This is a genomic window from Corynebacterium sp. HMSC062A03 (genome assembly GCF_001811145.1).
GTDB classification, from domain to species: Bacteria; Actinomycetota; Actinomycetes; order Mycobacteriales; family Mycobacteriaceae; genus Corynebacterium; species Corynebacterium aurimucosum.
This window is the reverse complement of record NZ_KV803683.1, coordinates 23643-34045: the sequence shown is the minus strand read 5'-3', so window position 1 is coordinate 34045 and position 10403 is coordinate 23643. Positions and strand designations below refer to the sequence as shown.

The 10403-nt window shown below is 59.4% G+C and carries 8 protein-coding genes and 1 pseudogene; 1 reads left to right on the top strand and 8 read right to left on the bottom strand.

Features of this window, described 5'->3' with window-relative positions; all coding sequences use genetic code 11:
- Window positions 1-231: 231 nt before the first annotated feature.
- From HMPREF2781_RS07425 to HMPREF2781_RS07390, 8 genes and pseudogenes are all read right to left on the bottom strand, one after another.
- Window positions 232-1545 (bottom strand): DUF6414 family protein, encoded by a 1314-nt coding sequence (locus HMPREF2781_RS07425; protein ID WP_070645068.1) that lies wholly within the window; start codon window positions 1543-1545, stop codon window positions 232-234.
- The gene (locus HMPREF2781_RS07420) at window positions 1542-2735 is read right to left on the bottom strand and encodes an ATP-binding protein (RefSeq protein WP_141750578.1); all 1194 of its coding nucleotides are present in this window, start codon (window positions 2733-2735) and stop codon (window positions 1542-1544) included. Before HMPREF2781_RS07420 ends, HMPREF2781_RS07425 begins: the two co-directional genes overlap by 4 nt.
- A 446-nt stretch (window positions 2736-3181) precedes the next feature.
- A pseudogene (locus HMPREF2781_RS12220) lies at window positions 3182-3893 on the bottom strand (IS6 family transposase).
- Window positions 3894-4159: 266 nt separating this feature from the next.
- Window positions 4160-4774, bottom strand: a complete 615-nt coding sequence (locus HMPREF2781_RS07410; protein ID WP_070645062.1) for a YdhK family protein — start codon at window positions 4772-4774, stop codon at window positions 4160-4162.
- 47 nt (window positions 4775-4821) lie between these two features.
- Complete coding sequence (locus tag HMPREF2781_RS07405) at window positions 4822-7056, bottom strand: copper-translocating P-type ATPase (RefSeq protein WP_070645059.1); 2235 nt, start codon at window positions 7054-7056, stop codon at window positions 4822-4824.
- A 51-nt stretch (window positions 7057-7107) separates the two neighbouring features.
- Window positions 7108-7434, bottom strand: a complete 327-nt coding sequence (locus tag HMPREF2781_RS07400) for a heavy-metal-associated domain-containing protein (RefSeq protein ID WP_070444448.1) — start codon at window positions 7432-7434, stop codon at window positions 7108-7110.
- A 140-nt stretch (window positions 7435-7574) separates the two neighbouring features.
- On the bottom strand, window positions 7575-8702 hold the full coding sequence (locus HMPREF2781_RS07395) for a sensor histidine kinase (RefSeq protein WP_070645056.1): 1128 nt from the start codon (window positions 8700-8702) through the stop codon (window positions 7575-7577).
- Window positions 8699-9421, bottom strand: coding sequence for a response regulator transcription factor (locus HMPREF2781_RS07390; RefSeq protein ID WP_083308539.1), 723 nt, complete (start codon window positions 9419-9421; stop codon window positions 8699-8701). The genes HMPREF2781_RS07395 and HMPREF2781_RS07390 overlap by 4 nt, the downstream gene beginning before the upstream one ends.
- Before the next feature lie 402 nt (window positions 9422-9823).
- On the opposite strand from HMPREF2781_RS07390, the gene HMPREF2781_RS07385 reads away from it, so the two are divergent.
- A complete protein-coding gene (locus HMPREF2781_RS07385) occupies window positions 9824-10399 on the top strand; it encodes a CueP family metal-binding protein (protein ID WP_070645053.1) in 576 nt (191 codons plus the stop codon).
- Window positions 10400-10403 lie beyond the last annotated feature (4 nt).

Below are 10403 nucleotides of genomic sequence, written 5' to 3'. Positions count from 1 at the left end.
AAATAGGGTGTCCACTAAACGAGGGTAACCTCAGGATTGTGTTGTCAGTTTCTTGTAGATGACGATTTTTTAAGACTGTTGCTCCGCCGTAGAAGAAGGATTGATTTTCTCACGTGTCGGGAACGCGGTGCGCGCTCTCTGCCGTGATTGGGGATGTAGTCCTCATACGCAAAGTGTCCGATCCCTCTCTTGCGAATGACGGTGAAATAGTCATTACGGGCTAAATAGTCTCTACCAGTAAAGAGCGATGATATCGCCTATCAAATAGCGATTTGAATCATCGTTCGGTGGGTGTAAGACGTTTTCCTCGCTTTTGAGTGGAGCTCCGGCTCCTCGCTCTAAACTAATCGCCTTGCTTCGCAAGCTTCCGATCTCATCGGGATTGGTTTCTGTGCTTCCCCGCGACGAAAGTAAAACATCAACTTGGTCAAATGCATCTTTAAGTTGACGTTGAGAACTATCGGTAACCATTTGAGCTATCTCGTTAACTTGTGGTTCTAGTTGAACCTTGAGTTCCTCATCGTCGGTTCTGATTTGTAAGTAGTAGCGGAGGATTCTTCCTACTGCATCTGAAACTGGTGCTTTTGCTTTCTGCTTGCCGCTTAATATGGAATTCAACTCGGCAACCTCTGCATCAAAGCCCTCTAAGCCAGGCAATCCCCTAGCAACATCGAAGAGCTTGAGGGGAGACCAGCTAGTCGAGGGGGTATCTTGGCTAACTCGAACCAGGGCAATGCACTCGGATTGGTCGAAAAGAAAGCCTCGAACATCTCCCCAATAGTTGTCGAGTTGGGTAAGACCGACAAGACGAATAGGACTATTTGCCTTGCCATCAGATCGACGGATGAGTGTGCTAGCTTCTTCGTCCCAGTCCCAATCAACGAGCTCCGAGTTTATTGGAATTTGGCCGATTAGCATTTGCTGAATTAGTTGGGCGGCCTGGATAAAGGTGTCATCCTGGGAAATTCCAAGCGCTGGAGTATTGGCCGAGGTTTCGACAAGCGCGCTAGCAATGGTGCTATAGGCATAAATTGAATGGGCTTCTAGGCGTATTCTGACCTGAATTAGTTGCCCGCGGTGTAGTCCACCAGGCAGTAACTCTCGTTGAATGCTGGATTGCGGCACGCCGTCCCAGATCTGACTTTCTTTTCCGGCATAGGATTCTCTCGACACAAAATCTCTGAAAAGAGACTGTTCTGAAGAGACTTGTTCGATCTGTAGGGCTCTGCTTTTTCCAGATCGGAAGCTGATAGATGATGTGCCATTCGAGGCCCTATCATTGAGGTGAGAAATGGACGCACCGCCTCCGAGTGTTAATCCTAAGTCCTTTGTTTTCGTCTGAGTAAGGGTCGTTTTGGCATCCTCAGGACCGAACCGGGAGATATACAAGCTACGAAGAGCCAACTCATCGAGATAGAGGAACTGTCTTATGTCACCCAGCGGCGCCGCTTTACGGGAAAGCCGCTCGATTTTTCTTAGAATCCGTGCGCGACGGAAGCTTTCCTGCTTCTTCCTATAGTTTCGGAACCAACTCTTAATATTCACTTTTCTTCGCCTTTTCGTGCATTTCGCGCGGTAGTCGCTTTTTCAAATCCCAAAAGAAAGTGATCATTATATATTCTTGAACGACCTTCGATGACAGCTAACTCTCCTGAGTACTGGAGAATCGACCGTAGTTCTGCGGCAGTCCATCCTTCGGTTTGTGACGAAATCTTATCGAAATCAATATTGCTAGCTAGCGTTGGCGTGCGAGACTTTAGAATCTCAAGACGGTCCATTTGATTCGGTAGACGAAAATATACTTCGCGGTCAAACCTCCCGGGTCGGCGCAGTGCGCGGTCAATGTCGGAAATACGGTTGGTTGCCCCGATAGTTAGGACATTTTCAGGTGCCCCTACTCCGTCCATGTTCGTGAGAAATACATTAACGAGACGGGAACCGTTTTCATACGCATTCGAACGGTCTTTAGTTAAAACATCAATCTCATCAACAAAAATGATTGACATTTCTTGTTTAGCAGCGTCCTCGTATATTGCTTCAAGTCGTTCTTCACTTTGCCCGACTAGCTGACCACCTAGAGACGCGGTTGTAACCAAATAGAAGGCGGACCCAGACTGGGCTGCCATTATTTGAGCTAAAAAGGTCTTCCCAGTTCCCGGTGGACCTGCGAAAAGGATCCCGTGTACAGGATCAACCTTCATCTGTGAGATTAACTCTCGTCCCTCCAGCGTGGTGTACAACTCTACTATTTGTTTTGCGTCGGTCAGTATCTCGTGCGAGCCGACAAAATAGTCCCACTGAAATCTCTCAGGGTCTAGGTCAATACGAAACTTCGAGGCACTGGCTTCATCCTCGATAGTGCTTTTTCGCGCTGCTTCTTGTGGGATGACTCTCAAAATCGAAGAACTCTCATTGAAGAGGGCGTAATCTCCCAGACTCCATCGAGCATTTCTATGCACCAACTTGTGGGAATACCCGTCTGGAGTCTTTATAAGAATTTCGTCGGGGCCGGACTTTTGTTCGATAACCCCAATTTGGGCCTTAACTTCCCAGCTCTCGTCGGATGCGATTTCCCAGCCCGAGGAATACACGAGGATGTCGCCTACCTTAGGGCTCAATGTCTTGATCTCTTGATCCCCGGCTAAAAGCAGCCCATTTGGTAAACGCACCATCGGCGTTCCTTGGGGTGTGAAGTGATCGAGCTTAACCGTGAGTGTTGTTAACGGTTCGTCCAATGATTCGCTTCTTCCGATTGCTCCCGCGGCATTACATGCGAGGTTGATGGATGTTTACGGCCTGAGTGGGCTTCACTCTATAGGTTGAGATTTATTAGCGTCTCAGTATATCCGCATCGTTTAACAGGAAGCACGCGATTCCTTTAGTCATTTGCATCCGCAGGATGCTTAGGATTCCGATTCGACGTGTTGCTGTAATTTTGTGTGCCAAACATTTGAGGTGGCGATGAATGAAGCATTGGTTGCGGATTTGATTCTCTGACGGCGGGTTGCCGTCTGGATAGATCGCGGGCCGATACTCGAATTCTGACTGGGATCGCTGTGTGGTGAAAGTTTGAGCAAATGCGCAGGTCGTTGAGTGATTGTTTAGTTCTGTTGCAAAGTTGGGCGGAGAGCAGCGAAGACTCAGTTTCTCATTTCCTGATGGCCGCTGTGTGTGGGCGTTGTTAGGCCGTCTCGAAGACCCTGTTGACGATCACCGCGTCCGGGTTCGGTTGCCCGTGAGGTCAAACACAGTGCCTTGCCCTTTCCGCAATGAGTGCATCGCCTCCATCCCTTTCAACGTCCGATATGCAGATGTCCGGTTCTTAAACGTGCCTTTCGGCCCGAGGATCCGCTTCAGTCGACCATGGTCGCCTTCTAGGATGTTGTTGAGGTATTTCACCTGTCGGTGTTCCACTGTTGGCGGGCAGGTTCCCCCTGACTTCAACTCGGCGATTGCCCTGGCTAGGGAGGATGCTTTATCGGTGTTGATCACTCTGGGATACCCGGCTGACGCATTGTATCTGAGAGCCTTGGCCAGAAAACGTTTCGCTGCGGCCACGTTCTGCTTCGGAGAGAGGTAAAAGTCCAGGGTCTGGCCACCGGCGGTGATCGCCCGATAGAGGTAGCACCACCTGCCGCCGATCCGGATATAGGTCTCACCACCCGCCAGGAACTGGCCTGCCAGTCAGGTACCTGCCGGTACCACCGTGTTTGCTTGTCCAGCTCAGGGGCGTATTTCTGGACCCAGCGGTAGATCGTGGTGTGATCAACCGGCACACCCCGCTGAAGTCATCATTTCCTCCAAGTCTCGGTAGCTCACCCCTAGCGGCAGTACCACCGCACTGCCCACAGAATGATGTCACGGGGGAAATGACGACCGGAGAAGATACCCATGGCTGTGATTATTTCACGTCGCTCTTCCTACTGCCCCAACTTTGCAACAGCACCCAAAGCCCTGGAATGAACTCCTGTCACCAGGGTCATTCCAGGGCATATTTCCTGACTAAGAGAAGCAGTGACACAGAAGGCCTACCTCAGCGTGGGTCCTGTGGGCGTGCAGGTTCCGTGTGTGGCTGGTGTGCTGCGGCATGGTCGGCAGCGATTGATGACCGACTCTGGAGCGGGTGCCTTGTCTGGTCTCGCGGTTCAGGGTGGGTGGACTATTCGGCGGGTTGGATCTCGCTCTCGGTGACCCACTTGTGGTTGGTCATCGTCATCCCGTCGACGGTGAGTTCAACCATGTAGACCGTCTCCTCGGTGGAGTAATCGATGGTGGCCTCAGCACCCTTCATGCCGGACATGTGCTCGGCATCCAGGACAACGCTCGCCCCGTCGGGTAGGGGGGCCTGACCCGGATCGACGAGCTCCTCATGGACGACCCAGCGGTGGTCGGTAACCGGGGCCCCACCCTCGGTGGGGGTGTAGCTGACCGAATAGGTCGTGGTGTCAAACGCCCCGGAAATGGTGGCTGTGGCCCCGTCCATGCCGGGCATGTGGTCAGCGGTGAGGATGACCTCGGTGCCCACCGGGTACGTGGGATCCTCGGCCTCTTCAATGCCTGCCGGCGGTGCCCCGCCGTCGGCAGGGTGGTCGTGCCCGCCGTGCTCTTCGTCGGCAGTGGTGGTGTCTTCCTGGTGGGTCTCGTTGGTCTCTGCGGTTGCCGTCGTGGTGCTGGTGGTGCCGGCATCGTCGGAGTTGTCGGTGGCGTCGCTGCAGGCGGTCAGCGCCAGGGTGGAGGTCAGTACCAAGGCGGCGAGGGTAATGCTGCGTTTCATGAGCGTTCCTTTCAAAGGTGGTGTGAGTTAGGGGTCGAGAGACAAGGTCAGTCAGTAACGGTTACGGGGGATATCGACCCACTGTGTTCCTCCTTCCCGTCGGTCGGAGCCAGGTGAGCCGGATCCAGATCAATGCGGCGCAACAGCTGGGCGTTCAGGGCCACCACGATGGTCGAGGCAGACATCAAGATCGCGCCCACGGCCGGGGACAGCACGAACCCGATCGAGGCGAGCACTCCGGCGGCTAGCGGCACGGCGAGGATGTTGTAGCCAGAGGCCCAGATCAGGTTCTGGATCATCTTGCGGTAGCTGGCCTGGGACAGCTCAATCATCGACAGCACTGCCCGCGGGTCATCACTGGCTAGGACCACCCCGGCAGATTCCATGGCCACATCCGTGCCGGCACCGATGGCGATACCGACATCCGCGCGGGTCAGAGCGGGGGCGTCATTGACACCGTCACCGACCATGGCCACGCTCAGGCCACGCTCCTGTAACTGGGTGACCTTGGTGTCCTTGTCCTGGGGCAGGACCTCGGCGAAGACCTCATCGATGCCTAAGTCCTGGCCAACCGCCTGGGCCACCTGCTGCGCGTCACCGGTGATCATCGCGACCTTCACCCCGCGGTCCTGCAGGGCTTTCACGGCGGCGCGGGATTCAGGGCGGATCTTGTCCTCGACGGCCACCGCACCGATGATCTGACCATCGCGGACAATATGGAGCATACCGGCCCCACGCCCGGTCCAGGCGCTGGTGGTGTCGGTGAGCTCGGCCGGGGTGGTGAGGTTGAACTCGCGCAGCATGTTCGGCCCACCCACGAGGATCTCAGCGCCATCGACAGTGGCCCAGACCCCGCGGCCGGAGGCGGCGGTGAAACCGGTTGCGCGCAGTGGGCGGCGTGAGGCCTCCGGGTGTGCGGCCGCGGCAGCCACGATGGCGCGGGCCACGGGGTGTTCACTATCGGCCTCGGCGGCGGCGGCCAGGGCCAGCAGGTGCCCTTCCGAAGTACCGGGCACCGGGGCGACACCGGTGACCGCGTGCGCACCCTCGGTCAGGGTGCCGGTTTTATCGAAGAGCACCACGTCGATGGTGCGCATCCGCTCGAGCGCCATCCGGTCCTTGATGAGCACCCCGGATTTCGCGGCCCGCTCGCTGGAGATCGCAATGACCAGCGGAATCGCCAGGCCCAGGGCGTGCGGACAAGCGATGACCAGCACCGTGACCGTGCGCACCACGACATCGTCCGGGCTGCCGATGATGGTCCACACCACCGCGGTGATCAGAGCGGAGATCAGCGCGAACCAGAACAACAACGCCGCCGCCCGATCCGCCAGGGCCTGGGCCCGGGAGGAGGACTCCTGGGCGTCGGCAACCATGCGTTGGATCCCGGCCAGGGCGGTGTCCCCGCCGGTAGCCTCCACCCGGATGCGGACGGTGTTGTCGGTGGCCACGGTACCGGCGACCACCTTGTCACCGGTGTCGCGGAAGACGGGACGGGATTCGCCGGTGATCATCGCCTCATCGAATTCGGCGGCTCCGTCGAGGATGGTTCCGTCGGCCGGCACCCGGGCACCGGCCCTCACCAGCACGACGTCGTCGACGACCAGCTCGGAGATGGCCACGGTGCGGGTGGTCCCGTCGATGACTTTCTCGGCCTCATCCGGCAGCAGGGCAGCCAGCGCGTCAAGCGCGGAGGACGCGGACCCGAGAGCGCGCATCTCCAGCCAGTGGCCCAGCAGCATGATGGTCACCAGCAGGGCCAGCTCCCACCAGAAGTCCAGGTCAAAACCGCCCAGCCCCAGAGTGGTGACCCAGGAGGCGACAAACGCCACGGTGATGGCCATGGCGATCAGGAGCATCATCCCGGGTTGGCGGGATTTCAGTTCTTTCCATCCGCCCTTGAGGAAAGGCGTTCCGCCGTAGACGAAGATGATCGTGCCTAGCACCGGGGGGATCCAGGTGGATCCGGGGAATGCCGGGAGGTGGTAGCCGAGCAGGTGGGCGACCATGGGACTGAAAATAGCGACGGGAATGGACAGAATCAGCGACCACCAGAAGCGGTCTCGAAACATTGCGGTGCTGTGTCCGGCGTGTTCGCCGTGACCATGAACGTGGTGGTCTTCGTCCAGGGCGGAGTGCGGGTGATCGTGGGGCATCGCCTGGCCGTGGGTGTCGGCATCTGCGTGGTGTTCGTGGCTGGCATGATCCGGGTGGTGGGTGTGGTCTGTTTCCGGAGCGGGGTGATCACCATGGTGATCACCCGAATGGTGGGGAGTGCTCATGACGTTCCTTTCGCTCAACCCGGTCGGGGTCGAGATGATGGGTAAAACTGATCAGGATAAGACGGTGTAGCCGGCCTCCTCGATGGCCCGGCGAACCATCTCCGGGGGTACGACACCGGTGACCGTGACGGTGGAAACACCACCAGCAGCGAGATCAATTTGGACGTCGTCGACCTGGGGGAGGGCCTGAAGGGCCTGGGTCACGCTTTTCGCGCAGTGCCCGCAGGTCAGGCCGGTGACCTGGTAGCTAGGGGAGGACCCTCCTGCTGACGAGTCGCTGGCGGCAGGGATGGAGGCGGTGTCGGCAGGTGAGGCAGGTCCACAACAGCTGCAGCCGTGGGAGGCCATCGGCAAGAGGCGGGGCGGGGAGGTGATCATGGGAAAGCTCCTTCGGTTCGGTGGGGTGCGGCGATGCCGCTCTTTAGCATATACCCCCCGGGGGTATATTTTCAGCATACCCCAGGGGGGTATATTTTCAATGGGTCGAGGGCGCGGCCCTCACGCGGGGCAGGGTGTGGTCACCGAGCAGCCTCCTCACTGTCGGGAGGGGGCAGCGGGAGGCGGAGGGTAAAGACCGCTCCGCGACCGGGGCCGGGGGAGGTGGCGGTGAGAGTGCCGCCGTGGGCCTCGATCAATGCCTTGGAGATGGTCAGACCGATCCCGGCCCCGCCGTTGTCCCGGCTGCGGGCGGCATCCCCCCGGTAGAAGCGTTCGAAGATGTGTCCGAGCTGGTCAGGTGGGATGCCCTCGCCGTCATCGGCGACGTGGATGAGCGCGGTGGAAGCCCCCTGTCGGTGGACGCTGATCCGGACCTGCCCGCCGGCCGGGGTGTGCCGTAGCGCGTTCGACAGGAGATTGCTCATCACCTGGCCGAAGCGTTGCCGGTCCACGAGCACCCGGGCGGTGTCTGTAATGGTCTCGACCTGTAAATCGACGCCTTTGTCAGCATAAGCTTCCCCCGCGGCAGCAGCGGCGGTATGGAGCAGATTCCCGAGCCCTTCCTCCGCCAGGTCCAAATCGATCCGGTGTTCCTGGGCCCGGGAGACATCGTCGATGTCTTCCATCAACCGGGTCAGGCGGGTGAGTTGGTCAGCCATGATCGTGTGGGTGGCATTATTCCAGTCCACGACCCCGTCTTGGAGACCATCGAGGTAGACCGTGAGCACCGATAAGGGGGTGCCCATTTCGTGGGCCAGATCAGAGAGCATCTGGCGGCGGACCTGTTCGGTGTGTTCCAGCCGGTCGGCCATGGTGTTGAAGGTATGCGCCAGGGTGGTGACCTCGGGGCCTGCTTTTCCGGCGGGCACGCGGATACGGGAGTTGCCGGCCGTCAGGCTGGTAGCGGCGCGGGTGAGGTCCTGCAGGGGGGTGCGCAGACGACGCGATAACCACAGGCTGGCCAGCAGGGCGCTGATCAAGGCGGTGGGCAGGGCGACGGCCAGGGTGATCAGGTTGGCGCCCCGGTAGGCCTGCTCGGCATGGAACAGCTCCAGCGAGGGGTCCTCCCGGCCGGTCATCAACATATGATCATGGAACAGGGTCGGACCCACCATCGTGGCCACGGCCGAGGCCACCAGCAGGCTAATCACCACGACCAACACCTGGGCGGCCAGGAAGCGGAAGGTCAGGCCGGGTCCGTGATTCATGGTTGCCCCACCCGGTAGCCCACGCCACGCACGGTGTCGATAAACCCCCGGCCCCGGGTGTCGGTGCCGAGCTTGCGACGCAAGTTGCCGATGTGGACATCGACGATGCGTTCATCACCGACCCAGGTGGTGTCCCAGACCTCGGTGACCAGGTCGTGGCGGGTCAGCACCTGGCCGGGGCGCAGGGCCAGGGCAACCAGCAGCTCGAACTCCGTGCGGGTGAGCTCCACGGTCGTCTCCCCCACCCGCACCTGATGGGCGATGGGGTCAAGGATGAGATCACCAACGATCAAGGGGGTGGTCACCTGCGGTGGGGTGGTGCTGGTGCGCGGGCGGCGCAGCACCGCATGCACCCGGGTCACCAGTTCCCGGATGCTAAAGGGTTTGGTGATGTAGTCATCCGCCCCCAGGGTCAAACCGCTGATCTTGTCGTCCTCGCTGCCACGCGCGGTGAGCATGAGGATGTAGCAGTCCGAGAAGGTGCGGATGCGTCGGCACACCTCCAGGCCGTCGAGTTGGGGCAGCCCCAGATCCAGCACCACGACATCGGGGGAAAAGCGACGGGTCTCGTCCACGGCCTGGGTGCCGGTGTGCGCCTGGCGGGTATCGAAGCCGGCCCGGATGAGGTAGGAGGCCACCATCTGAGCCAGGGGTTGTTCATCATCGACGACCAGCACCCGCCCCGGGGGCGTGGCGGTGGTCGGTGTGCAGTCAGTCATAGACCCCAGTATCGCTCCGGGCAGGGAGAATACCACCCTCGCTCAGTGCCCGGCGGGAAATCTTCATCAAATCTTCAAACATCACCCTTCGACCGCCGTCACCCCTGTGCCCCACCCCGGGTCGGCGGCATCGCCTCCCCTGGTCAGCTCAACAGGCGCCACCAGGGATTTCACTGCCTGCACCGCATACCCGGGGCGGGTAGAAGGACATCGCCCACGGCTGTGGGGTGGTGTCCCGGTGGTGACCCAGCCCACCGGAGTCACCCCCTTTTCGCCCTGTTATAAGGCTGTGAGCAGGGTTTTTTATTTCTGGGCCGTCAGGCACCCGTGCTAGATAAAAGTATGGCATTGACCTTGAGGCGGTGTCTTCTCACCGTCTTACCACGATCCAAGGAGATTGACGTGAACCGAGCAGCGATCGCAGCCGCCGCCCTTGCCCTCGCCCTCACGGGGTGTTCGGCCACCGACCCGGAACCCACCGCTGACGGGACGGTGTCCCAGGATACATTCCTGACTACCCATGGCCTGGCCGCCATGGACGCGGTGGAGATCATTGATCACCTTGACCGGCAGAAGGTCACTGAGCGTCCCACGGATCTGATCGCCTCCGTGCGTGCCGATGAACTGCTGCTCTCGAGCGATGGCCAGGAAGTCGTGGTCGATCTTCCCGACAATCAGACGTATGTCTCGATCGCACCCTATCTCACCTCCACCCACGACTGCTTCTACCACAGCCTCACGACCTGCCTGGGGGAACTCGACAATGAGGATATCCAGGTCACGATCACCGATGAGGCGACCGGTGAGGTGCTGGTGGACGAGGCGACAACCACCTTCGACAACGGGTTTATTGGCTTCTGGCTTCCCGATGATGTCACCGGCCTGATTGAGGTCAGCTACCAGGGGCGTACCGGCACCACGGAGTTTTCCACCACCGACGACGGTGCCACCTGTGTCACAGACCTGCGCCTGACGTGATGGC

Excerpts from the sequence above, each read along its gene's own strand:
- HMPREF2781_RS07390 (WP_083308539.1), bottom strand. The coding sequence starts at position 9,421 with ATGACTGACTGCACACCGACCACCGCCACGCCCCCGGGGCGGGTGCTG.
- HMPREF2781_RS07395 (WP_070645056.1), bottom strand. The coding sequence starts at position 8,702 with ATGAATCACGGACCCGGCCTGACCTTCCGCTTCCTGGCCGCCCAGGTG.
- HMPREF2781_RS07405 (WP_070645059.1), bottom strand. The coding sequence starts at position 7,056 with ATGAGCACTCCCCACCATTCGGGTGATCACCATGGTGATCACCCCGCT.
- HMPREF2781_RS07410 (WP_070645062.1), bottom strand. The coding sequence starts at position 4,774 with ATGAAACGCAGCATTACCCTCGCCGCCTTGGTACTGACCTCCACCCTG.
- HMPREF2781_RS07400 (WP_070444448.1), bottom strand. The coding sequence starts at position 7,434 with ATGATCACCTCCCCGCCCCGCCTCTTGCCGATGGCCTCCCACGGCTGC.